16 protein-coding genes and 3 pseudogenes are annotated in these 24,457 nt (G+C 53.8%); 13 read left to right on the forward strand and 6 right to left on the reverse strand.

The window, feature by feature from the left end; translation table 11 throughout:
- Nucleotides 1-34: 34 nt before the first annotated feature.
- From POR16_RS10995 to POR16_RS11020, 6 genes and pseudogenes are all read right to left on the reverse strand, one after another.
- Nucleotides 35-610, reverse strand: coding sequence for a GNAT family N-acetyltransferase (locus tag POR16_RS10995; RefSeq protein WP_005893206.1), 576 nt, complete (start codon nt 608-610; stop codon nt 35-37).
- Nucleotides 611-665: 55 nt separating this feature from the next.
- Nucleotides 666-1,102, reverse strand: a pseudogene (locus POR16_RS11000) (permease); the annotation flags it as partial.
- Between the two features lie 35 nt (nt 1,103-1,137).
- Nucleotides 1,138-2,244 (reverse strand): annotated as a pseudogene (locus POR16_RS11005) (toxin VasX); the annotation flags it as partial.
- Nucleotides 2,234-3,115: a DUF4123 domain-containing protein gene (locus POR16_RS11010; protein ID WP_053481329.1), complete on the reverse strand. Its 882-nt coding sequence runs from the start codon at nt 3,113-3,115 to the stop codon at nt 2,234-2,236. The gene POR16_RS11010 and the pseudogene POR16_RS11005, both read right to left, overlap by 11 nt.
- Complete coding sequence (locus POR16_RS11015; protein ID WP_122379393.1) at nt 3,112-5,133, reverse strand: type VI secretion system Vgr family protein; 2,022 nt, start codon at nt 5,131-5,133, stop codon at nt 3,112-3,114. The genes POR16_RS11010 and POR16_RS11015 overlap by 4 nt, the downstream gene beginning before the upstream one ends.
- Before the next feature lie 68 nt (nt 5,134-5,201).
- A complete protein-coding gene (locus POR16_RS11020) occupies nt 5,202-5,717 on the reverse strand; it encodes an Hcp family type VI secretion system effector (RefSeq protein ID WP_005893187.1) in 516 nt (171 codons plus the stop codon).
- 495 nt (nt 5,718-6,212) lie between these two features.
- Here POR16_RS11020 and tssA point away from each other — a divergent pair.
- From tssA to tssM, 13 genes and pseudogenes are all read left to right on the forward strand, one after another.
- Nucleotides 6,213-7,759, forward strand: a pseudogene (gene tssA, locus POR16_RS11025) (type VI secretion system protein TssA).
- A 34-nt stretch (nt 7,760-7,793) separates the two neighbouring features.
- The gene (gene tssB / locus POR16_RS11030) at nt 7,794-8,291 is read left to right on the forward strand and encodes a type VI secretion system contractile sheath small subunit (RefSeq protein ID WP_005893181.1); all 498 of its coding nucleotides are present in this window, start codon (nt 7,794-7,796) and stop codon (nt 8,289-8,291) included.
- 33 nt (nt 8,292-8,324) lie between these two features.
- On the forward strand, nt 8,325-9,800 hold the full coding sequence (gene tssC, locus POR16_RS11035; RefSeq protein WP_024671205.1) for a type VI secretion system contractile sheath large subunit: 1,476 nt from the start codon (nt 8,325-8,327) through the stop codon (nt 9,798-9,800).
- Between the two features lie 15 nt (nt 9,801-9,815).
- Nucleotides 9,816-10,226 (forward strand): type VI secretion system baseplate subunit TssE, encoded by a 411-nt coding sequence (gene tssE, locus POR16_RS11040; RefSeq protein ID WP_005893178.1) that lies wholly within the window; start codon nt 9,816-9,818, stop codon nt 10,224-10,226.
- A 92-nt stretch (nt 10,227-10,318) separates the two neighbouring features.
- On the forward strand, nt 10,319-12,106 hold the full coding sequence (tssF, locus tag POR16_RS11045) for a type VI secretion system baseplate subunit TssF (RefSeq protein ID WP_024691456.1): 1,788 nt from the start codon (nt 10,319-10,321) through the stop codon (nt 12,104-12,106).
- On the forward strand, nt 12,070-13,077 hold the full coding sequence (gene tssG, locus POR16_RS11050) for a type VI secretion system baseplate subunit TssG (RefSeq protein WP_005893173.1): 1,008 nt from the start codon (nt 12,070-12,072) through the stop codon (nt 13,075-13,077). The genes tssF and tssG overlap by 37 nt, the downstream gene beginning before the upstream one ends.
- 9 nt (nt 13,078-13,086) lie before the next feature.
- Complete coding sequence (gene tssH / locus POR16_RS11055) at nt 13,087-15,690, forward strand: type VI secretion system ATPase TssH (protein WP_005893171.1); 2,604 nt, start codon at nt 13,087-13,089, stop codon at nt 15,688-15,690.
- A 1-nt stretch (nt 15,691) separates the two neighbouring features.
- Nucleotides 15,692-17,221, forward strand: coding sequence for a sigma-54 interaction domain-containing protein (locus POR16_RS11060; protein WP_122381227.1), 1,530 nt, complete (start codon nt 15,692-15,694; stop codon nt 17,219-17,221).
- 206 nt (nt 17,222-17,427) lie between these two features.
- Entirely contained in the window at nt 17,428-18,222 is a 795-nt protein-coding gene (locus POR16_RS11065) for a type VI secretion system-associated FHA domain protein (RefSeq protein ID WP_234887634.1), read from the forward strand.
- A 14-nt stretch (nt 18,223-18,236) separates the two neighbouring features.
- Complete coding sequence (tssJ, locus tag POR16_RS11070) at nt 18,237-18,728, forward strand: type VI secretion system lipoprotein TssJ (protein WP_005893159.1); 492 nt, start codon at nt 18,237-18,239, stop codon at nt 18,726-18,728.
- The gene (tssK, locus tag POR16_RS11075) at nt 18,725-20,056 is read left to right on the forward strand and encodes a type VI secretion system baseplate subunit TssK (RefSeq protein ID WP_054990140.1); all 1,332 of its coding nucleotides are present in this window, start codon (nt 18,725-18,727) and stop codon (nt 20,054-20,056) included. The genes tssJ and tssK overlap by 4 nt, the downstream gene beginning before the upstream one ends.
- Before the next feature lie 14 nt (nt 20,057-20,070).
- Nucleotides 20,071-20,934 (forward strand): type IVB secretion system protein IcmH/DotU, encoded by an 864-nt coding sequence (icmH, locus tag POR16_RS11080; RefSeq protein ID WP_005893153.1) that lies wholly within the window; start codon nt 20,071-20,073, stop codon nt 20,932-20,934.
- 8 nt (nt 20,935-20,942) lie between these two features.
- Nucleotides 20,943-24,446 carry a type VI secretion system membrane subunit TssM gene (gene tssM / locus POR16_RS11085; protein ID WP_005893149.1) on the forward strand — a complete coding sequence of 1,168 codons (3,504 nt, stop codon included), beginning with the start codon at nt 20,943-20,945 and terminating at the stop codon, nt 24,444-24,446.
- The last annotated feature ends 11 nt before the right edge of the window (nt 24,447-24,457 follow it).

Below are 24,457 nucleotides of genomic sequence, written 5' to 3' on the forward strand. Positions count from 1 at the left end.
CAGTTTGTTGGGCGAGCCCCGTTTTTATTTGTGCTTATTTTCGACGCGGGCGCGACACCACCGACTCGATATTCTTGCGACCTATCAGCTTGGGTTGCACCGGCTCTGCAGGCACTGGCGCTTCAGCCAGCCATTTGAACATCACCAGACAGTCCACCAACCCCAGGCGGGCGTGTCGATAAGCCTTGGGCAAACGCCCGACAGTCTCGAAACCCAGCTTGGCCCACAACGCCACGGCGACCTCATTGCAGGCAACCACCGAATTGAACTGCATCGCCAGAAAGCCGCTGTCCCGCGCCAGCTGTTGCGAGTGCTCGCACATCAACCGCGCTACACCCCGGCCTCTTGCTGCGTCCGCCACCATATAGCCGCAGTTGCAGACATGATTGCCCGGACCTGCCGCATTGGCCTTGAGGTAGTAGCTGCCCAGAAGCTGACCGTCTTCCTCGGCGATCAGCGTGTGCAGTGGCAGCGTCATCCATAGATCGCGTGCCTGATCCTGAGTGATTGCTGGGTCGAACGCGTAGGTTTCCTGAGCGACGACAACAGCCTGAAAGGTGGGCCAGAAGTGGTCGAAGTCTTCCGGGGTCATAGGGCGGATCTGGATCATGAGGGGCCTTGGCAAGTAGGGCTTGAATTCCGGGGTGTACGTTATCTGGAGCGCACTACCACTTCCAGGCTTTTTCGGTGAACTCGGCAGTGGAGGGGAGCACGGTGTGCAGAAAGCTGAGGTATTTGTTGAACAGTACCTCGTGCTGGAAGCGGGCCTCGAAGCCCAGCGTCACGTCGGTGCGGTGCGTGATGATCATCAGACGCTTGCGGTCGACGGTGACGTAGTTATATTCGCCCCATGGCAGGCTTTGTTCGTGGTGAATGGGGTTTTCCCAATTTAGCAGTTTGACGGCTGCGACAAATGCAACGGCTACCGGACCGATCAGGAAAAGTATCGATCCGGTCAGGGCGGCGATGAGAACGAATACGAGGATGACGGCTATGGCGATGCCTTTGAATAAGGACGAGGCGAAGTCGGGGTAGTGGAGGTAGTAATCCAGGTGGGCACAGTCGGTTTTTATGGTGTAGTTGTAGATGGTTTTTGGCGGACACCTAACGCAATGATGTATGTTGCCGCACCGGCAAAGCGCTGCCGGAACGGGTCTGAATTGACTTGCGCATGTCCAGGCTCTTGAACATGTCCGGCAGCAGCAGAAAATCTCCTGGAACGTTGCTACTGCTGATCTGTGCCTCTTCAAGGATGCACTGTTCAAAGTAGGCTTCTAGCTCGCTCAGGTACTGATGCGTTCGTAGAGTATTGTCGCGCACCGAGGCAGGCAGTTTATCCGTTTCACTCTCTGCGCCGCACAGGGTGGCGACGGTCTGGGCGATCTGGATCTTGTGTTCGTGTTCGCTTTGCCAATCCCGAAGCGCCGCCTGATCAGCCGCCAGCTGCATGCCCAGATCGTTGAAAACGGCCAGAGGGTCATCAAGGGCGATGACCAAGGCGCTGTCCTGATCGTCAACGCTGCCTTGCCAGAAGACGTCAGCCCCCAATGGGGCCCATGACGGTTGTGCGTCTTGGTCTTCTGACAATGGGCGGGCAGTGGGGACCGACGTATCTGCAAAACGTCCATCGTCAATCACGTGGCCCAGGTCGATATCCGCCACGGCCTCTGCGATGCGGTCCAGCGGCAAGGTATCGGGCTCGGCCATGCTGGTGCAGTAGCGGGCCAGGTCAAGCGCTTTCATCCACAAGGCGCGGCTTGGGGCATTGGAGCGCATGTGTTCGCAGAGACGCCATGTCCACTGGATGGGGGAGAAAGCAATGTGCAGCATGTTGCGGCGCGGGTAGAAGAGGAAGGGTTTACCGTCGCTGGCGCCGTTTCGCTGGTCATTGCCGATCTGTGCCTCGGCCCAGACAATACGGCTCAGTTGACCGCTCAGGGCTGAAGCCGCGTATTCGTGCAGCGTGTCGGCGGTTTCGTCGAACACGTAGACATAGCCGTCGTACAGTTGGCGCAGGGTATGGCTGCGCGTTTTCAACGGCGGCTGGCGGGCCCACTTGCCGTCTTTCGGCAGCGGCTTCAGTTGACCGGGCGCGACGTCATACCGCGAGCGATCCAGCGCATAACGCACTGGCACGATGGCGACGTTGGGCCCGCGGAACGGGCACAGGCTGGTGGCCGTAGCCGGTGTCCTGGCGAAACAGGCCGCACGTCGTTGCTGGCGTGTGCCGTTTTTATCGGTCATGCAACGTGCTCTTGCTTGTATCAAGTTTCTGGCGGTATTCATCAAGCGAGTCGATGCGCAGTTCCGGAGGCAAGTGCTGAATTTTCGGGTTCTGGGTCTGCCATAACTGATAGGTGGGGTGCGGCCGACTCACAAAATCCAGTCCCCATTCGCGACACAGGTCCGCCCAGGTCGCCAGTGCGTACTCGCTGACCAACCCCCACTCGAGGCCACTTTCCACGGTTTGAGTTAGCCAGGTGGTTATCTGATCTTCGGTCTGGTTCGCGAACGCTTGCGGATCCTGTTCTTGTAGCCAGGCATGAATACGTTCTTCAAACAGCCACCGATAGGATTCCTTCAGTGCCTGCAGCTGCGGCTCGCCCAGCAACGCAAAGTCTTGCTGCCACGGCTGTCCGGGATACTCGTTAACAAATTTTGCAGGGATTGGAGAAGGGGGCAGCTGCCAACCATGCCTGGGAACCTGCACCCAAAGCTGATCAATAGGTCCCAATACATGGCTAAGATGCTCGCGGCTATAGCTGGACAGCCAGTAATACATCACTAGCGGATCTGCAAAGCGCAGCAGGCTTGAGTTGCCAAGATGGTCAAGCGGGCACAAAAAATGGCGCAGATGCGTGGCTACGGTTTTCAGGCAAGCGTTGCTGCAAAACAAGCTGCTATCGGCTGGTAACCCGGATGGCTCAACCCATTCGCGAATCAGTGAAGATGCGTGTTGCGCCTTTACCAGCACAGGCCCTTGATTCATGAGCTTTGACCAGCGCGTTCCCAGGTACAGTGGCATGACTTCCACTGGCTCGGCATATTGATACACCCGCTTGATTGCATCAGGCCGCAATACGCCATCAATCAACAGGTAGTTGGCCTGATTCATGGCGTTGCGCTCTCCGTTGCTCGTTCACATTGCTCACAAAATGGCCTGCGCTTCATTGTCTGGGCTTGTGCCGAGGGCAATATCTCTCCGGTTTTGACCGTGTCAACGCGGTTTGACAAACCAGGCCGTAACGGTGTGGCGCCGAAGCCGGCGCCAGGGCTGCCTCCCGAGTTGAGCTTGACCTCCGGCCCGGCCATCGTCACACCACCAGCATCCAGCTTGATAAAACAACCACCGACCTTGATGGTGATCTCCAATCCGGCTTCGATGACCAGTTTATGTCCAGCCTTCAAGTGCACCTCTCGTCCGGCCTCCGCCAGCAACCCGTTGGCCACACTGATATGTCGCGTACCACCCACCGTCAAGTGATCGTCCATTTTGACTTCAGTTAATCGATCAGCCTCAACGTTCCGGTGTTCCTCTGCCTTGAACACGCTGTAACTGTTGGCTTCGACATGATCGTGACGCTCATGGCCAACGTGGATTTTCTGATCGTGTTTGATGTGCTGTTCCCAGTCCCGCTGGGCGTGAATGTAGATTTGTTCCTGATCGGCCAGGTCCTCGATGCGCAGCTCGTTCGAACCATTACCGACAGGGCTGCTCAAGGTTTTGAACACACTGCGTGTCTGATGCGCGGGCAAGTCGTAGGGCGGGACGTGTTCGGCGTGGTACAGGCAGCCGCTGATCATTGGGCGGTCGGGATCACCCTCGAGAAAGGTCACCAGCACTTCCATGCCGACTCGCGGGATGACCATCCCACCGTAGCGATTGCCAGCCCAACTGGACGACACTCGCAACCAGCAGCTAGTGCGGTCATTAGCCTGACCTTCGCGATCCCAATGAAACTGCACCTTGACCCGGCCATGCCGGTCGCAGTGTATTTCCTGATCTTTCGGGCCAGTGACTACGGCGGTCTGGCTGCCAAAGATCCTTGGCTTTATATGACGCAACGGAGGGCGATAGCACGCCTTCCAGGGTGTGGCCGCAAATGTATTGTGATATCTCTGGTGAAAGTCGCCATCGCCCTGGATGGGCGATGCGGACTCCTCCAGCGCCTGTAGCTGGCGACCTTCATGACGTACTTCGTTCAGCAGCCACAGATCGTTCCAGTCTTCATTGGGGTGTTCGCTCAATTGTAGAAAATGACCGCTGACTAGCAGAGGCTGATCGCTTTGTCCGTCACCGAGTCGATAATCATGACGGTGCCGTTCAAGCGCTCTTGTCGCCAGGTGTGAACCCCGATCGCGGTGAGTAAAGCCGCCGGGATAATCGTAGTGTTCAAGGTCTGGATTGTCACCGCCAATGGCTGATCCTTCCATGGTCAGATAAGGTTTCTCAAAATGGTAATCGCGATGGGTCGTGTGATTTGATCGGGTTTCGAGGCGTAGCGTGAAGCTACGGATTACCGGCTCTTTACCCGCCATCCCGCTGTTCTGCTTGTAGATCACCGGCCCCAGTCGAGGGAATACGGTCTGGTCATCACCGAATACCAGATTGTGTGCCGTAAAGCTGTGCTCGAAGTGGTAGTGCAAGCCTTCTTCTTCGCACAGCCGCTGAATGAAGTGCAGATCAGATTCGTTGTATTGCACGCAGTATTCGCGCTCAGGGCATGCCGTGCCGAGGTCGAACCTGTAGGTGTCGGCCAGCAGATGATGCTCTTCTAGCACCGTGGCGATAATTTGCGGCACCGTCCTGTGCTGAAAAATACGCTGATTGGTGCGATGGCCAAGACGGGCCAGGCGTGGGCGCAGCGTGATTGCGTAATGGGTCAGGCGTGGACCCGAATCGCCTTGGGCAATACTGTCAATCAGCCCATGGGTGCCACCACCGTCAGGAGCAAATTGCAGAAAAGCCGGAAGGCCCAACAGGCTTTCCAGATCCAGCGACGTATGCTCGCTGACGAGTTCCACCGTGAAGCAGAACGGTTGGTTGATGGCTTCATGACCGGCGAATGACAAGACGTTAAAGAGATGCTCTTTGTCAGCGAGACTAAGGCGGAATGGGGGGTGATCGCTCATGGGGTTCCCTGTCTGTCCTTTTATGGGTAGCCCCATCGATCCGAAGATGGGTGGGGCAACGTTTCAGGTCAATCCATCTTGGACTTATCCCACTGATCAGAGCCGGTCGTGCTGGCCGCTACGTGATTCCACGTAATGTCGCGATAACTGAAGTGCACCTCTTGCAAGTGTGTGAAATGTGAATTGCCAGGATCCTGACAGCTGGGCATGTAGTCTTTTATGGCCACAATCTTGGCATCTTCAAGAGTGGTGGTGTAGTAATGCTCCTCTTTGCTTCCCGACATCCGGTACCATCTTATTTCAACTTTCTCCAGTTCTTCCCCTTTGACCAAAGCCTGTAGCAGCAGCGGTGATGCACTGTCAAAAGATTTTGTAAGGCAAAGAGGGCCATGTATGCGCGGGCCTGTGCTGCTGCCTGACTGGCGATCGTAAGGAGATATTATTTCATGGCTCAAGGCCTGAATCATGGATTCGTCTATATGATCGGTTCGGGAGGCTCCAGAGACTGATTCAACGCTGGATGCATTTTTTGTGATAAGGCCTTGAACTTTGCCAATAACTGTAAGGAACGCGGGTGTAGGCATGATTCTTCTCCTGATGATCGACATGCACTGTGCGGCGGTGTATCAATGCACAGTGAGCTGTAGCGCTAACAAATAGCGTGCCAGGTAATAGGAAGCGCCGTAGATGCGGGGGGGTGAAGCTATCGCTGCTTTATTTAGGACGCATTTCTTATAAGCGTGTAATAAAAATCGCGCAGTTTTTTGCTCGGTATCTACTTGTTTTTGCGCAGGATGTCTGAATCACGTTTATGGGCGTTCTGCTTTCTACAATCTGTGATCGTCAAAGAAAGTGCGCAATAAATGGCGCATGGTGCAGTTGCCTATGCTCGGCTTTTTTTGCGCTATGCCGCGCATCCTACAAATATTATTTTATTTGTGTAGGAATTTTCTGAAAGAGTGTAGGGGTGTCATCTTTGTCTTGTGCGTGTGGGAAGTCAGGGATAAAGTTTGCGTAACTTTTGCACGTCTTGTTTGGACTAATGTTCACAGTAATCTATTGCCGGGAGGCGCACTTTGATGGCTGCCATAGATAAGCTCTCCAGTCACTACAAGGCAGCCGCCCGACAACCGATACCAGGACAAGACCCCGCAGGCCAAGACATTCGTTTTTCTTCCACTTTTGAATCATTAGAGCGGGAGCTGGGCGGCGCGCAATCGATCCTGGCACCTGTAAATATCGATTGGTCGAAGGTCAGGGCAGGCAGTGAACATATCCTTGTCAGTCAGTCCAAAGATCTACGCGTTGCCTGTTGGCTTGCATGGTCTTTGTACGAATGTGACTCTTTTGTCGGGCTAGTTGCGGGCCTGGGGTTAATACATGGGCTCTGCGAGCATCACTGGCTGGCGTTACATCCCCAGAAGTTACGAACCCGTGCTGCCGCTTTTGCATGGCTCTTGCTCAGGCTCGAAAAAGTACTGGTAGAAGATGTTCCTATCAGCAACCAGCTTGTCGTATTTCAGCAGCTGACCAGTCACCTGGACAAGCTGGATGAGATATTTGGCTGCTGTTTGGGTAACGACGCTCCGATGCTGCTGCCGCTTCGCAGAAGGCTGGCGCGAATGATCGAGCGTGCAATGCAGGCCGAGAAAGAACCTGTCACCGTTATCGAGCAAGTCAAGCAGGTAGCCACCCAGCTGTTTTCCAGCAATTCTCAAATTGATAATGAGAAAGATGCCCAACGCTCTTCACACTTACTGATTGAGTCCGCGCGTAATCTCTGTCAGTGGTGGCTGAGGCAAAAAACCAGCGACCCGCGCGCGTTTCGCCTTGGTCGGGCGGTGGTCTGGCTTGCCGTGGATAGCATGCCTGAGTGCAATGCGGAAAAAACAACACAGGTACGTGGGCTGCCCGGAGAGAAACTCAGGAACTACCACGAGCGATTCGAGCAGGGGCTCTACGCTGATCTGATCGTAGATGTTGAAGCCAGTCTGATGTCCTCACCCTTTTGGTTCGACGGACAGCGACTGATCTGGAACTGTTTAAAGGCCTTGGGCGCAGAAGCAGCCATGCATGAGGTAGAAGCGCATTGTGTGCTGCTTGTAAAAAGATTCCCGGAAGTCATGGCGTTACGTTTCCACGACGCAACGCCTTTTGCGAATGCCGATACACTTCAATGGGTCATCGATTACATTTCACCTCCGGTTGTATCCACTCAGGACAGTGTTAGTGGGCAGGGGAGTGTTGAACTCTCTCAATGGGATGCTGTTTATCACGAACTTTTACCCGGTCTGCAGTTCGGCGGTTTAAAGTCTGCCGTTCAGGTGCTGAGTCAGCATTTATACAACGCTAAAGGCGGTCGAGACCGATTCTTCTGGAGGTTGTGCCTTGCCCGTATATGCTATCAGGCGAAAGAGTATCTACTGTCCAAAATTCAACTTGAATTTCTGGATCAGCAACTCCAGTCATCAGGCTTGCATGAGTGGGAGCCACAGGTTTATCTGAATGTAATGCGCTTGCTGCATGACTGCTATGAACGGCTTCCCCAAGGTGATAAATCGGTAAGTCGTCAAGAGGAGATTTATCATAGGTGTGTCATTACGATATTGAGCTGTTAATAGCATAACGCGGTACCTCTGAAATAGATCGGGAGAAATACAATGGCCAAAGAAGGTTCTGTGGCACCCAAAGAAAGGATTAACGTCACCTTCAAGCCCGCTGTCGGAGGAGCGCAGGAGGAAGTAGAGCTCCCATTAAAACTATTGGTCCTGGGCGATTTCACACAGCGCGCCGATGGCCGGAAGCTCGAAGAGCGTAAGGCTATCAGCATCGACAAGAATAACTTCGATGATGTCATGGCCAAGCAAGAACTTGAAATTTTACTGAGTGTTCCTGATCGCCTGCAATCTAAAGATGATGCTGGTGATCTGGCTTTCAGCATCAAGGTCGGGTCGATGAAAGACTTTAATCCGGCCAGCCTGGTGGAACAAATTCCCGAGCTTAAAAAGTTGATGGAACTACGCAACGCCTTGATGGCACTTAAAGGGCCACTCGGGAATACGCCTGCTTTTCGTAAGGCAATCGAGAACGTTCTGGCTGACGAAGAGTCGCGCCATAAAGTAATGAATGAGCTGGGCATGGATACGGCAGCACAGTAGTTCATTGAATTTTATCTTTGGAGTGACCAGCGGATGGCAACAAACGTTTTAAAGAAGGACCCGGTGAGCGAATTTCACACTGGCATTCTTGACCAGATTATTGCAGAAACCAGGTTGAGCCCAGGTGATGAGGCTTATGACATTGCCAAGCGCGGTGTTGCTGCGTTTATCGCAGAACTGCTGAAGCCTACGAACAGCATCGAACCGGTAAAAAAAGCGCTGGTTGATCGAATGATTACTGAAATCGACAGCAAGCTAAGTCGTCAGATGGATGAAATCATCCACCATGCAGACTTTCGCTCGCTCGAGGCGTCTTGGCGCGGATTGCATTTACTGATCGACCGAACCGATTTTCGTGAAAATATAAAAATCGAATTGCTGAGTGTTTCCAAGCAGGACTTGCTGGAAGACTTCGAGGACTCACCTGAAGTCGTTCAGTCGGGGCTTTACAAACACGTTTACACTGCAGAGTACGGCCAGTTTGGTGGTAATCCTGTCGGCGCAATCATCGCCGATTATTTTTTCTCCCCCAGTGCCCCAGACGTCAAGACAATGCAATACGTGTCAAGCGTCGCCTGCATGGCGCATGCGCCTTTTATCGCGGCAGCAGGACCGGATTTTTTCGGGATCGAGCAGTTTACCGGGTTGCCTGACCTGAAGGATCTGAAAGACCACTTCGAGGGTCCGCAATTCGCAAAATGGCAAAGCTTTCGACAACAAGAGGACGCCCGTTATATCGCGTTGACAGTACCGCGTTTCCTTTTGCGCAGTCCGTACGAGCCAGAAGAAAACCCCGTTAAAACGTTCGCCTATAGAGAGAACGTTGTGAATGCTCACGAGCATTACCTGTGGGGAAACACTGCTTTTGCGTTCGCGACAAAACTGACAGACAGTTTCGCCAAATTTCGTTGGTGTCCCAACATTATTGGTCCGCTGAGTGGCGGCGCTGTCGAAGATCTTCCGTTGCACCATTTCCATAGCATGGGAGAGATCGAGACCAAGATTCCGACTGAGGTACTGATCTCTGACCGTCGTGAGTACGAGCTGGCAGAGGAAGGGTTTATCGCATTGACCATGCGCAAAGGAAGCGACAATGCGGCCTTCTTTTCCGCGAGTTCAGTACAAAAGCCTAAATTCTTTGGCAATAGTCCAGAGGGCAAAACGGCCGAGCTTAATTACAAGCTGGGCACCCAACTGCCTTACATGATGATCGTCAATCGGCTTGCTCATTACCTCAAGGTGCTCCAGCGAGAACAGATAGGGGCCTGGAAGGAACGGGTCGATCTTGAGAATCAACTCAATAAGTGGATACGCCAGTACATTGCTGACCAAGAAAATCCGAGCTCCGAAGTGCGTGGCAGACGCCCCCTGCGCAACGCTCAGATCATCGTCAGCGATGTGGAAGGCGATCCCGGTTGGTACCGTGTCAGCTTGAATGTCCGTCCGCACTTTAAATACATGGGGGCTGATTTTACGCTGTCCCTGATTGGGAAAATGGACAAGGAATAATCAAGAGGACAGGCCATGAATCTAAACGGAAGCCTTTTCGAACGGCTTGCCTTGGACGTCCAGCACCAGCATTCATATTGTGGAGACGAAGGACGGTTAATGGCATCCATTGCCTCGCACTTATCAAAGTTGCTGGGCACCCGTGCAGGTAATGTGAAAATGCTACCTGATTATGGATTGCCCGACCTTAATAATATGAGTGTGAGCCTTTATGACTCATTAAGACAGTCTCGAGAGGCCATTGAAAACGTCATTCGGGTTTATGAACCTCGCTTATCTGATATTTACGTGCTGCCTGAAGAAAACAAAGGCTCTGTCCTCCGGCGTCAGTTCTTCGTAAATGCTTGCGTTGAAGTGGATGGAATTAAAAAGCCTGTTCGTTTTTTTACAACGATCAGTGGTGATGGGAATGTAAGTGTCGTGTGAAACGTCATGACGGGTTGTGGTGAGGTTGTCACTCATCACAGTTAGGCGTGATGATTTTTTTAATGTTTATGGTTCAGTCGGGTAGGCCAGCGTTGTCATTTAATCACTATTATCAAGACGAGCTAATGGCTCTTCGCCAATCAGGGCGCAAGTTTTCCGAACGCAACCCGGCGTTGGCGCCTTTTTTGGGGCAAGGCAGCAGCGATCCGGATGTTGAGCGTCTACTTGAAGGATTCGCCTTCCTGACAGGACGTTTGCGTCAAAAACTGGATGATGATTTACCTGAATTGACCCATTCGCTGATGCAACTGCTGTGGCCAAATTATATGCGGCCCTTACCTGCAATGAGCATGTTGCAATTCGAGCCCTTGAGCGCTTCAGGACCTGGCTTCACCGTCGAGCGTGATACGCCTGTTGAAAGTGAACCCGTGGAGGGTCTGGCCTGCCGATTTCGTACCTGCTTTTCGACAGAGGTTCTGCCTCTCAGTCTGTCACGTGTTTCCTACTCAGCTGATGGCGAGGCCGCAGCATTGACTTTAAGTCTGACGATGACCGGAGAAGGGCACTTGGGCATGCTGAAGTTGAGCAGGCTGCGGCTGCACTTTGCAGGTGATCGGCATATCAGCCAGGCGCTTTACCTCGGCCTCATGCGGAAGTTAAAAGGGATCAGATTATTATTGCTGGATGAGCAAGAAAATCCGTTGACAGATCGTGATGGGAAACCACTTCAGTTAAGCATTCCGGCAAACCGTGTAAAACCAGTCGGCTTCGCAGAGGACGAGTCCTTGATACCGTACCCACTGAATACCTTCCGTGGGTACCGCTATTTGCAAGAATACTTTTGCTTTCCAGAAAAATTTCTTTTTTCTGATATTGAAGGTCTTGAGGTCATTGCGTCGGTGCTCGACGAACATTTGATAACGGCACGTGGTTTTCAGTTGGTCTTTGACATGCACAGCGAGGACATGCAAAACCTTCGTCCTACCGTTGAACACATAAAGTTATATTGCACACCTGTGGTCAACCTGTTCAAGCAGGACGCACTGCCTATTCTCGTTGATGCCCGGCAGGATGAGTATTTGCTGGTCCCCGCTCATTTGGGACCTCAGCGCTGCGGTGTCTATTCGGTTGATGCAGTGACGGGCTGGCAGCCGGGAGGCAAAGGGTATCAGCACTACGTTCCCTTCGCATCATTCGAGCATGATCCTGCTGTCGATGTCCATGGCAACGCCCCGTGGTACAGCGTGCGTCATCGAGATTCCCTCTTGCAGAGAGGGCTGGATACCTATTTAAGTTTCGACGTCCGTACTGATCGAAAAAACGAAACTATTTCCATTGAGTTAACGTGCACGAATGATGATCTTCCACTGCGCATCCCCGCAGGCGGAATATGCAGGTCAGGCGACGATACCCCGGACTTTTTAAGATTCAGTAATATCACCACTGCGACTAAAAGTTACGCGCCGCCGGTGGGTCAGGATTTTCTATGGCGGGTCATCAGTAATATGTCCCTGAACTACCTGTCCTTGGCGAGTATCGACGCGTTGAAGGTGATACTCGAAACTTACGATCTTCCGCGCTATTACGACAAGCACGCCGAAAAGGTCAGTCAGCGTCTGTTGAACGGGCTCAAGTCTATCCACCACCAGCACGTTGATCGCCTGCATGAAGGCCGACCGGTAAGAGGGGTGAAGACCGAACTGCTTATAGCACCCGAAGGTCTTGCCGATGAAGCCGGTCTGTTTTTGTTTGCTTCAGTCCTCAACGAGTTTTTCGCGCTGTACGCGAGTTTGAACTCTTTTCACGAACTGCACGTTAAAACTGCTCAGGGAGGTGGTTATCAATGGACACCACGTATGGGACAGCAACCGTTACTTTGACTGCGCTCAGTCAGGGCATACGGGAATATTCGGTTTACCAGGCGATCCCTCTTATCTTTAACGTCTTGCGTGAACTCCATCCGCAGTCCGATGATGAGCAACTGCATGAGTACCTTGAATTACGGGCACATCCACAGTTTGGATTTCCGCGCAGTGATATTGAGAGCATGGATTTCTTTCACGAGAACGGAACGTTGTATGTTCGTCTGTACCTCAACGTGATGAGCCTGATCGGTTCCGATTCGCCCCTGCCTGCATTTTACGCCGAACAAGCGTTGGGGGAGTTGGACAAACCTAATACCACGCGGGATTTTCTGGGTATCTTCAATCATCGTCTGCAAAAACTGCTGTTGCCCGTTTGGCGTAAGTACCGCTATCACGCGGTGTTCGCCCGAGGCGCAAACGACCGGTTTTCCGAGCAGCTGTTTGCGTTAATCGGGTTGCACGGGACGTGCATACGCAACACCACGGAATTGAACTGGAAGCGCTTATTACCTTATTTGGGATTGCTTAGCCTGCGTGCACATTCCGCCGCCCTGATCGAGTCAGTACTCCGTTATTACTTCAAGCACGCTCAGTTGTTCATAGAACAGTGTGTGGAGCGATCGGTGTGCATCGATCATTCGCAGACTAATCGTCTTGGCAAGAGCAGTAGCCAACTAGGGAAAAACGCAGTGTTGGGCACCAGGGTTCCTGACCGGGGAGGCAAATTTCGTATCCATATAAAACAACTGGATTGGGCGCGGTTCCACGAATTTCTACCCATCGGCGCAGGTTATGCGCCGTTGGGCGCCTTGGTGCGGTTCACCCTGCGCGATCCGTTGGATTACGACATCTGTCTTGAGCTTCTGAATGAAGACATCAGGGAACTTCGCATTGCCCAGACGAGCACCTGTCGTCTGGGCTGGACCACCTGGTTAGGCCATGAGCGTGCTCAGGGTCTGGTCCGTCTCAACAGACCGAGTCATTAAGGACTAACTATGATCAACCCAGACCTGCAGCAACTCGTTCAAGCTCTTGACGTGCCCACTCGCATAGAGCTTGAGGGGACAGCCGAGCGTTGCGTTTCCCGGGGCAGCAACAGAATTCTTGTCGAAGATCTACTGATTGCCCTGGTGGAGCGTCCTGACGGCATGCTAGTACGTGCTTTGAATGACGCCAGTATAGCGGCTGCCGATTTCGCAAGCCTCTTGCTCCCGCCAGCTGAATACTGTGGGGCTTCCAACCCGGTATTTGCTGCCGAACTTGTTCTGTGGCTTCAGGACGCCTTGTTGGTTTCCAATCTGGATTTGGGGCAGAGCCAGATTGATCAGGCTGCACTTATTCTCGCTTTGCTGCGTAACCCTTTGCGTTATGCCGATCGCCCCTATCAGCCGCTGCTGGCAAAAATCAACATCGAGCGATTTCGTGACTTCGCCCTTGCAGAGCAGGCATCCGGAACATCCCGAACTACAGCGAGCCCAAGCGAGTCGCTTCTTGAGCGCTTCACTCATAACCTGACGCAACAGGCCAGGAGGGGTGAGCTGGATCCGGTACTGTGCCGTGACGACTGTTTGCGTCAGATGGTCGACATACTGGCTCGTCGGCGCAAGAACAACCCGATTGTGGTAGGCGAGGCCGGGGTTGGCAAAACTGCGATTGTTGAAGGGTTGGCGCTGAGAATCGTCGCAGGACAGGTCCCTGATCTCTTGAAGAACGTCGAGCTTTTATCTCTGGATATGGGATTGCTTCAGGCAGGCGCCAGCATCAAGGGTGAGTTTGAACGTCGCTTGAAGGGAGTCATCGATGAGGTCAAGTCTTCGCCGATACCTGTCATTCTTTTCATTGACGAGGCTCATACGCTGATCGGGGCCGGTTCGCAGGCGGGAGGTTCGGACGCAGCCAATCTGTTGAAACCGGCACTGGCTCGCGGCGAATTGCGCACCATTGCAGCGACTACCTGGACCGAGTACAGGCAATACTTCGAGAAAGACCCTGCGCTTGCGCGGCGTTTTCAGCCTGTGCGAGTACTGGAACCAACGTTGGAGCAGGCCATCATCATTTTGCGTGGGCTCGCCCCGCTATATGAGCGCAGCCATGGCGTCTATCTGCGCGATGACGCTGTGGTTGCCGCTGCTCGACTATCGGCACGTTATATTTCGGGGCGACAACTGCCTGACAAGGCAATCGATCTGCTCGATACGGCCTGTGCTCGCGTGCGAGTCAGTCTGGTTGCCGTGCCCGAACGCATCGAGCGTCTGCGAGCAGATCGGACTCAATACCAGAGGCATTATGACGCAGTGCAGCGTGACGCAGCTGCGGGGCTTCTTGTGGATGAAAAAGTGTTGAATACACTGGCATCGGATCTTTCACGCATTCAGCAAGAGTTGCCCGCACTGGAAGTCATGTGGGCTGATCAACAGAGCGCCGCTCGGCGGCTGCTCGATCTACGCAGCCATCAGGCACACCCTGCAGTAAAGCGCGAAGGCCCGGGTAACCCAAACAGTAAATGTCGTTCCACAGAGGCACAGGAATCCGATTTGGTTCAGGCCCGGCAAACGCTCATGGATACTCAAGCTGATGACCGTCTTGTCAGTTTTGAAGTGTGTCCGAGGCTGATAGCGGAAGTGGTCAATGCCTGGACAGGCATTCCGTTGTCGCAGCTGGCGCAAGCGCACAGTTCGGAAATTACCGGCCTCTCTTCTGCGTTGCGTCTGCGCATTCGTGGGCAGGAGCCGGCGATTCAGGTACTTGAACAATCCGTAAGAGTATCTGCCGCCGGATTGAGTGCGCTCAATGCACCGTCGGGAGTATTCCTGTTGACGGGCCCCAGCGGAGTAGGCAAGACCGAAACAGCCCTCGCTCTTGCTGACCTGCTGTACGGCGGTGACCGTTTTCTTATCACGATCAACATGTCCGAGTTTCAGGAAAAGCACACGGTCTCGCGCTTGATCGGAGCGCCACCTGGTTATGTCGGTTATGGGGAAGGGGGCATGCTGACTGATGCCGTGCGACAGAAACCTTACTCGGTAATTTTACTTGATGAGGTGGATAAAGCTGATCCCGATGTATTGAACCTGTTCTATCAGATTTTCGATAAAGGCGTAGCGAACGATGGCGAGGGGCGAGAAATAGACTTCCGTAATACGCTTATTCTGATGACCTCCAACCTTGGCGGCGACCTTATACATTCACTCTGCCGAGACGGCAGAAGGCCGGAAAGCGATACGCTGGTGCGTGCGATAAACCCGGTGCTAGTGGGTCACTTCAAACCCGCATTGCTCGCCAGAATGCGCGTGGTTCCTTTCTATCCCATCAGTGGCCTGGTGCTTCAAGAGCTGATTGAATTAAAGCTGGATCATCTTGTGGAGAAGCTTGAAGGACGCGGACTGACGTTCAGCTATTCCGAGGAACTGGTTTTTCATCTGCTTGAAAACTGCGCGCAACTCGACAGCGGTGCCAGGCTGATTGACCACGTACTGGCGTCGCAACTGACCCCGCTCATCGCGGACGCTTTGCTTCTTGCGAGCAACAGCGACGCTATGCTTCTCACGGTTCACGCTACGCTGGACAGTTCGGGCGGCATTGTCTGTGAGTGCAAATAAGGTGGCCTCGACTTTCCATGCGCTACCTGATCCGCTGAGCTGCGCGCAAAAACTATTATCGTATTACTCAAGCCTTTCGCTTTCAGGCGACAAACGATCGTTACTGCATGATTTCGTCCGGTTCGCCGCAGAGCTGAGTGGTTGTGAGGCAGCTCAGTTATTTATGCAGAGTCCTACTCAGAAACGTCTCAGCCTCACTGCAGAAATAATGGATGGCGTCATTCAGCCCGATACAGCAAAGGCGTCAGCAAATAACTGGAGCGATCAGCCACTGCTGCAGCTAAGTCTCCAGAAAAACAAGGTTGTCAGCCTTCAGGAAATCAGCGCCAGCTTGAATGACGTTCGTTTTCTGCCTGTTCGAGCCGAGAGTTGGAAATCGCTGTTATGCATCCCGTTGCCTGGGCGCGAAAAAGATCCTGTGGGGTTGCTGATCTGTGTGAGCAGTTGCCGTAGGGAGCTGGAATGCTACGCAGAATCGCTAGGCGCACTGGGAGCATTTGTCATTTCACAATGGCTGCTTCTGGAACCTTTGAACAATACCGCAGGCGCGCCACCTAGTCCGACGGTACGCCCACCTCAGGCAGCGCACTACGGGTTGACGGGAAACAGCGCTGCGCTGAAACGCACAACTCGTCTTCTGGGTAAAGTCCTCGACAGTTCGTGCACCGTATTGCTTACCGGAGAGACAGGCACAGGCAAGGAAATTGTATCGCGTGCGATACATGAACATGGTCCGCGGCGCTCGAACGCTTTCGTTGTGCAAAATTGTGCTGCATTTCCGGAAGCGCTTCTGGAAAGCGAGCTGTTTGGCTATCGCAAGGGCGCTTTTACCGGAGCGGATCGAGATCGGCGCGGCCTGTTTGATGCTGCGCACGGAGGTACGCTTCTGCTCGATGAAATCGGTGACATGCCCATGCTGCTACAGGCCAAGCTTCTGCGGGTATTGCAGGAAGGGGAGATTCGGCCACTGGGTTCCAACGAGGTTCGCAAAGTTGATGTGCGAATCATTGCGGCGACTCATCGAGATCTCCCGAAGTTGATTGCAGAGGGGCGCTTTCGTGAAGATCTTTATTACCGGTTGGCGCAGTTTCCCGTTGAGCTGCCTCCGTTGCGTCAACGCATAGAGGACATTGAACTACTGGCCAGGCATTTTTCCGACGCGGTTTGCCAGCGCTCACAACGTAGCGCTGTGCAATGGTCGAAAGCCGCACTGGACGTTTTGTCTGGCTACGCCTTCCCGGGCAACGTTCGTGAACTGAAAGGGTTTGTCGAGCGCGCGCTGTTGCTGTGCGAGGACGATGAGTTAAGGCCAGAGCACTTTCCTATTGCCACCGATGCCATCAGTTGTCCCGCAGCCTTCACGTTGCGTGAACGTATCGAGCAATTCGAGCGTGGTGTTTTGCTTGAGTGTCTGCGCGACAGCGACGGCAATCGAAGTCTTGCTGCACGCACGTTGGGAGTGTCGCGGCGCACGCTGCTGTATCGCCTGGCTCACCTGAAACTAGGTGCTGCTCATGGCGGGACTGGTTAAACGCGGACGCGTATTCGTATTTACTTGTTTTTCTGGAGATGACTTCAATGACTATTCATTGTTGGCGCACGCTGCCATTTGTAATGACTGCGTTGATTTGTCTTGGCGGTTGCACGGGCCACTTTATATTCAGCGACGATCAATATCGGACGCTGGGCAACCCGGCGCCTGCCACTCGCAATCAATAACTATAAAGAGAGATGTGCATGGACGATGCATTAGAAACAGGCCATACGGCAGGGGCTGATCATACCGGTCGTCCTGAGAGCGGGTTGACTTCCTTCCTGGAAAGTAACCATGCCACCCGCCACTATTCAGACTGTTCAAGTAGTGACGGATGTTACTTATCCCTGCCACGACGTGTGTCGGTGCCCGTACCCGATCCGTCAAGCGACTGCCCTGATCAGCCAGAGCATCAAGCAGGTTTGTTCTGGCAACAGCTAAGTGACGTACTGGGTATTGAACTCGCTTCTGTTGATCCGACGACACGCGAAGCTTGCGTTGTAAAGAGTGTGCGCCTGTTCAAGCGTTGCCTGAGCGGTCTGCAACGGACACTAAAGGCTCGCAGCGAGAGAGTAGACGAGCTGGAGGTAGGCCTCTCAAAAACGGCTTGCCAGAGGGTCAGGGCATTTGAGGGTGCGAGTGTCGAGGCAATCATGAAAAGCTTGCTGAGAGATGAGCAAGCGCCTCTCTTGGATACGAAGGTTATTTCTCGGGTATTTCGGGAGCTGGAGGCTCATGAAGCTTCGGTGCTGGCAGGTTGTCGTGCAATGGCGCATGCGGCGGTCGAGCATTTTTCTCCGCAGCAGCTGGTCTGGCAATTTGAACATGATCGGGGCAAGCCCTGGATACTGACGGATGCCCGCCGCTGGCGTGATTATGTCAGGCATCACCAAGACCTGACGCAAAGTGACATATGGAGCAAGACGCTGCTGGCTAAAAACTTTGTGTCTGCTTATGAGCAGCACTTTCCTTTGATCGCTAACTTCTATCACGACTGACAGGCCTTACTTTCATGCGTTTTTCTTTTTTCCGGCGACTGCCGCTGCTGCTGTTGAGCCTGCTCGCCGGCTGCTCGGTTCTTTCGCCTTATTCAAAACAGACGCGTCTGGATATTAATGTGATTGCAGACAATCAGTTGAACCCGGATATCAATGGCAGGCCCTCACCAGTGGTGATCAAGTTACTGGAGCTGAAGCGCCCGACCACGGCCGAATCGATGGATTTCTTTTCTCTTTATCAACGCACTGAAGATGTATTGGCAAACGATCTTGCAGCCAGTGAAATTGTTGAACTTCGCCCAGGCGACCGCATTGAGTTGAAATTGAAACTGCATGAAGGCAGTCGGTATTTCGCTGTGCTGGCTGCTTATAGAAACCTGTCGGAAACCCGATGGCGTCATGTCATTCAGGTGTCTCCCGGGCAGCAGAATCGTGCTGTTTTCTTGCTGGGTGAGTCTGGTATTTATCGGACCGATAATCGGGCCCATGCAGGAAATTCGCTATGAATTCACACAAGGTCATCTGGCAGGAAGGCATGTTGTTGCGTCCACAGCACTTCCAGCATAACGACCGTTATTACGATCATCAGTTAAGGGTTCGCACTCGTTTGGCAGGCCCTTACAACTGGGGATTCACCGCAGTGGAAATCGATCCGCAATTTCTGGGGTCGGGCCAGATCGTTCTTGCTCATGCCTCGGGCATCCTGCCGGACGGCAGCGTTTTCGATATACGCGATCATGACACGCCACTAGTTTTGGACATCCCGGCCAATACCTCAAACATGGCGGTGTACATTGCCTTGCCGATAGTAGCAGGCAATTGCGTTGAGGCACGCGGTCATGAACAGCCTGACGCTGTGACGCGCTTCACAGCCTATTCAGCCAGTATTTCTGATTCAAACGCCGGGGAAGACAGTTCGACACCGGTCTTCTGTGCACGGCCGGAATTTCGATTGTTACTGGGCGAGCCCAGGGGCGAAAGCGCGTACGCGATGCTCAAGCTGTGTCATATCCTTATCTGTGGCCCTGACAGGTCGCTAACACTGGATGCGGCATTTTCTCCCACGTCCCTGTGCGCCAGTGGCTCCCGTTATCTGATGTCCTGTCTGAAGGAGGTTTCAGCTCTGCTTCTCCACCGCGGAGACGTGATTGCCGAACGAATCGGTTCGACGGGGCAGGCGAGCGGGGCGGAACTGGGTGATTTCATGATGCTGCAGATCGTCAACCGCAATGCGTTGATACTTCGGCACTTTCTGAATATCGGGCATATACATCCGGAAGAGCTGTATCGGTTATTGCTGACGCTGTTGGGCGAGCTGTCGACGTTTGGCGATGACAGCCGCCGTCCTCGCTTGGAGAGCAGTTATCAGCACAGTGATCAGGGCGCAACGTTCAGGAGCGTGATGCTCGCTATTCGGCAGATGTTGTCGATGGTGCTTGAACAGCATGCGCAGGAACTCGAGTTACAGCCCCGGCAGTACGGTGTTCTGGTGTCGCCGCGAGTGGACAGCGAGTTGCTGGGGGCTGCCTCGTTTGTCCTCGCTGCGCGTGCGCACTGCGATGCTGAAGAGCTGCGTCTGCGATTGCCTTCACACCTCAAAATAGGTTCTGTGGAAAGTATTCGCGAGCTGGTGGGCTTGCACTTGCCAGGCATTCGCCTTCGGCCACTGCCTGTGGCTCCGCGGCAGATTCCGTTTCACGCCGCCAAGACCTACTTCGTTCTCGACCTCGACGCGCGGGAGCGAGAAACAATTGATAAGTCCGGAGGTTTTGCCTTTCACGTTTCAGGCGAGTTTCCCGGACTTGAATTGCAGTTCTGGGCGATCAGAAATTGAGCAGAGTGCCCGACATGGAAAGCAGACGCGATGGTTACGCAGTCATTTATGGCCAGAACGACGAGGATCTGCAAAGCGACAGGTTCAGCGACATTCACCACAGAGATCATTTCGAAGGCCTGCAGGATCGCCTTGTGGAAAGCGCTCGGCGAATGCCTGAAAAGCGCTTCAATGCGCATGTCAATCCACTTGTCGCAGCAGCGAGCGGACTATTGGCCCAAGTGTCGAGGCTGTCTTCGACAGACAGTGTTGGGGATATCCATTCGCTGAACGTTCAGCTTTCGGACCAGGTAAAACAGTTCGAGTCAGAAGCCCGGCAACGCGCTATAGCCACCGATCAGATGCTGGCGGCGCGTTACGTGCTGTGTACGGTGGTGGATGAGGCTGTACTGAATACTCCTTGGGGCAGCAAAAGCGACTGGTCGAAGATCAGTCTGCTCAGCCGCTTTCACAAGGAAACATTCGGCGGCGAAAAATTCTTTCAGCTCCTTGAAAAACTATCCTCCAATCCGTTCATGCATTTGCCAATGCTTGAACTGATGTACCTGTGTCTGGCTCTCGGTTTTGAGGGGAAATACCGCTCCAACCTTCGCAGGGGTAACGAGCTCGAGGACATTCGCGATGGGCTCTATCGACAGATACGACACGTGAGAGGTGATGTGTCACGAACGCTGTCGCCCCATTGGCAGGGCGTTAACTCTTCAGGCGTCCGTCAATTGCGAGTCCTCCCGATCTGGCTGATTGCATTGTTTACCGGCATCAGTCTGACAGTGATGTATTCAGGGTTTGCCTGGGTTCTCGGCGAGCAGCGTGAGGCTGTGCTCAAACCTCATCATTCAGCGGCGCTGGCTGCGCATGAGATGCGGGTATCGAAGTGAGAGATTCAATGAAAACCTTGTTCAAGAAACTCGTCACACTATTGTGCAGCACCTGGCTCTGGTCACTGCTGGTGGTGGGCGCACTGGCGATAATAATCTGGGCATTCGGTCCTTTGCTGGCAGTAGCCGACCGCAGGTTCTGGGAGAGCCCCAGCGCGCGTTTGCTAACGATCAGTGCATTGTTTCTGGTCTGGGGGCTCTGGAACGTTTTCGCCAACTGGCGCAGCGGTTTGAAAAGAAAACTTGCTGCAGAAAGCCAGACAGGTCAGGAGCGTCTGCGCCAGTCCCTTGCCAGAGAAAAAGAGCAGCTGGAGCTCTTCAGTCGATTCAAGGACGCCCGGCAGGTAATCAAGAATTCCGCTTTATATGGTGAGTTGGGTGCGCGGAGTCGGCAGGCGCTGCCCTGGTATATGCTGATGGGGCCGCAGGGCAGCGGCAAGACTAGCCTTCTGGACTTTTCAGGACTCGATTTCCCCCTCGACAGGTCCTGTCGCAAGCTGACACGTGATGCGAGCAGTACCAGCAGTTGTAGTTGGTACTTTACTGAGCAGGCAATCCTTCTGGATACATCGGGCCGCTACCTTGATCAGCCCGAGCCGGAGGTAGACGGCAGTGCCTGGAAGACGCTGCTTGAATTGTTGCGCGGCCGTCACCGAACACACCCGCTCGGTGGTGTGTTGATCACCCTGCCGGTAGGCATACTGCTCGATGAACGTGATAATCGCCTGCAGAAACTTGCTGACGATGTACGTGTTCGCCTCGACGAGATTTATCGAACCTTGCATGTCGATGTACCTGTTTATCTGGTGTTGACCAAGGCTGACTCCATCGCCGGGTTTGATGAGTTTTTTGACCAGTTGTCCCTGGAAGAAAGTGCGCAGGTCTTTGGAGCAACTTTCAGGAGTGGGCAACAGGGAAGCGATGTCGGCGTCCTCGGTATGGAGTTCGACAACCTGCTCCAGCGCCTTGGCAGCCAGGTGATTGGCCGCATTCATCAAGAGCGCGACAGTCGGCGCCGCGGGGCGATGCTCGAGTTCCCGAACTGCCTTGGAAGCATCGAGCGCCGACTCGGTCTCTTCGCAGAGCTGGCGTTTTCCGGGAATCGCTATCAGCGTGCCAGTCAACTGCGTGGTTTTTACCTGACCCGGGCGCCGCATCTGGTTCAGCGCGGCGATCAGCCTGGGCTGAACGAGGATAGCGGGCTGCCTGATCAGCACGTCGGAAAAGCACGGTTTATCCATGACTTGTTGCGCCATGTGATTTTCCCGGAATCCGATCTGGCCACGCTGGATAAAAAAACGTGGCGAAAGATTCAGTGGCGTCAGAGAGGAATGTACGCTGCGGCACTGTTGTTTCTGGGGGCGTTCGGAGCGTTGTGGGTAACAGGTTTCAGTGCCAGTCATGACCGACTTGAAACGCTTCGTGTCCTTGGCGAGCAACTGACTCGACAGCGTTCATCACTGACTGCAGACGATGATCTGTTGGCTGTCCTGGATACTTTGAACATGCGTCACCAGGCCGCCCTTGTATTTCCAGACAGTAACGATGTGGCACTTTACGAACGCACCGGGCTGTATCAGGGACAGGCCGTCAACGATGTGCTTCTAAGTGCCTACCATGCGGAACTGCAAACTCAACTACTTCCACGAGTAGTGCGCATGTTCGAAGCCCGGATACTGGCCAGCCTGGAGGATCGCGAGCTTTTGCTGAGCAGTCTGCGTGCCTATCTGATGCTTGTTAACAGCGAGCACCGGATACCTTCCGCACTTGAAGAGTGGACCGCCGCCGATTGGTCAATTCGTTATGCCGGCCATGCGCAGGCCCAGCGCGAGCTTAACCAGCACTTCAAGCGCTTGATGGCTCTGCCTTTTGCTTATCGGGTCAACGATGCACTTGTGGCCCAGGCGCGTAAAACGCTGCGCAATGAATCTTTTGCCCACGTGGTCTATCGAGCGTTGCGTGAAAAAGCACATTCATTGCCCGATTACAGTCTTGGCCGGCACACCGGGCCTCAAGAAACTGTATTGGCAGGGACAGATTATCGAATTCCAGGGCTCTACACTCGGCATGGCTATGAGCAGTATTTTGTCACTCACGGCACTGACGTAGTGACTGAAATCATGCGCAATAACTGGGTTCTTGGTGAAAGTACACCGTTTAGCGCAGCGCAACTGCGCGCCCTGATGGTTGAATTGGAAAAGTTGTATTTTCGTGATTATGCCGATCACTGGGCCGAGGCTATCGGCAGGGTTTCATTGCAACCCTTCGAAGGAACCCGGCAGGCTGCCTTGCAAATGGCTGGCTTGACGGCAGCCCATTCGCCGTTGCTTCAGTTACTGAACGAAGTACGAGATAACACGCGTTTTCCCACTCTTGCAGACCGTCTTGACAGCCTGAAGGCGCAAGCTGGTAAAGCGGTGGCGACATCTGCAGTGCCCACTCAACTCACCGAGACTGGCGAGCAATTGCAGGCATCGGTTGCCAACGCTTTGCCCGATACGGCCAAGAGGGCCTTGCAGCGTCGTTTCGATACGTTGCATCGCTTGCTGGATGGGGAGAATGGGCCGGCTGCCGATCTGACTAAAGCTCTGAGCGCTATTGATGAACTGCAGATGCAGATGGCTGCGCTGAGTCGTTCCGGTCAGCCTGAAAGGGCTGCGTACGAAATGGCCAAGGGGCGGATGTCAGGACAGCAGGATGCTTTGAGCAAACTGCGCAATGCAGCGACGATATTGCCTCAGCCTGTCGGTGGCTGGATGAATACGTTGGCAGAAGATAGCTGGAGCTTCGTGCTGCACCAGTCTCATCAATACCTCAATCAGCGTTACAAGTCCGAACTCTACAGCTTCTACAGCCAGTCACTCGACAAACGATATCCGTTTCACGCTCATAGCAGCAGTGATGTAGCACTTAATGATTTTCGCGAGTTCTTCAAGGCGCAGGGTATAGCGGAACGCTTCTTCGAGAATTATCTGAAGCCGTTTGTGAGCGGCGATCCCGGCCGCTATCGCCTGCGCAGCATCGATGGGTACAGTTTGCCGATGAGCCATGCGTATCTGGATCAGATGGCCAGTGTTTACAATATTCGTAAAAGCTTCTTTGCCGAGAGTGCCCAGGAGCCGCAAATCCGCTTCACGCTTGAGCCTCACACCCTTGACCCCGGCGTGCGTCGAGCAGAGTTTCGTCTTGGTGACCAGTCGCTCGAGTATCAACACGGTCCAATCGTGCCGACACCGTTCATGTGGCCGGTTGACACCTTGGACGGACGCGCCAGCCTGGTCATGGAGGGCATGGTCGGACGCCCGCTTGGCATAGAGAAAAATTCCGGGCCGTGGTCGCTGTTCCGTCTCATGGATTTAATGCAGACCGAGCCTTTGAAAGGACGAGATGTGCTTCTGCTCAAAGCGGATGTGGGCGGAATGCGAGCCAACTATCTACTGTCGAGCCAGCGTGCACCGAACCCGTTCGATATGAGCGCATTACGTGACTTTCGTATGCCTGCGCAGCTTTGATGACAGCGATA

It is taken from the genome of Pseudomonas coronafaciens pv. oryzae str. 1_6 (assembly GCF_000156995.2).
Classification (GTDB): Bacteria; Pseudomonadota; Gammaproteobacteria; order Pseudomonadales; family Pseudomonadaceae; genus Aquipseudomonas; species Aquipseudomonas tremae.